This is a genomic window from Treponema endosymbiont of Eucomonympha sp., from assembly GCF_001028545.1.
In genome coordinates this window covers 1-746 of the sequence record NZ_BBPW01000325.1, presented here as the reverse complement: position 1 = coordinate 746, position 746 = coordinate 1, and the positions used below count along the sequence as shown (strand labels likewise).

At 61.5% G+C, this 746-nt stretch carries 1 protein-coding gene; it reads left to right on the top strand.

Features of this window, described 5'->3' with window-relative positions:
- Positions 1 to 746 (top strand): helix-hairpin-helix domain-containing protein (locus AWU74_RS06855; RefSeq protein WP_187150915.1); only part of this gene is annotated, 746 nt, incomplete at both ends.

Here is a 746-nt window from a genome sequence, read left to right as displayed (position 1 = left end):
CACCTGGTTCCGCACCGGCACACGCGAAGTGCAGGAAATCGACTCCCGCGTCATTACGGCGCATTTCCCCGGCGTCTTATACGCGGTGGTCGATGAGGACGGTGCGTCCGTCTATTCGGCAAGCGACGCCGCCCGCGAGGAGTTCCCCGACCTCGACCTGACCATACGCGGGGCGATATCAATTGGGCGGCGCCTGCAGGACCCGCTCGCCGAGCTGGTTAAAATCGACCCGAAGTCTATCGGCGTGGGCTTGTACCAGCACGACGTGAACCAGAAGAAGCTGTCCGAAATGCTCGACGAGGTGGTCGGCTCCGTGGTGAACCGCGTCGGGGTGAACCTGAACACGGCGTCGCATTCGCTCCTGCGCTATGTGTCGGGCATTAACTCCGGCCTCGCGAAGAAAATCGTCGCCTACCGGAACGAGAACGGTGCCATAACGAGCCGTGAAGACCTGAAAAAAGTAGGCGGCATGGGCGAAAAGACCTTCGAGCAGTGCGCCGGCTTCCTCAAAATCCCCGAAAGCGCCGACCCGCTGGATAAAACGTGGGTGCACCCCGAGAACTACGCCGCCGCCCGCGAAGTCTTACCGCTGGTGCAGCAGAAAAACGGCGTGCCCGCATTGCTCAAAGAGCAGCTCAGGGAGAAATACGGAATCGGGCGGCAGACGGTCGACGACATTATCGGCGAGCTGCAAAAGCCGAGCCGCGACCCGCGCGACACGTACCCCAAGCCGATTATGCAACAGG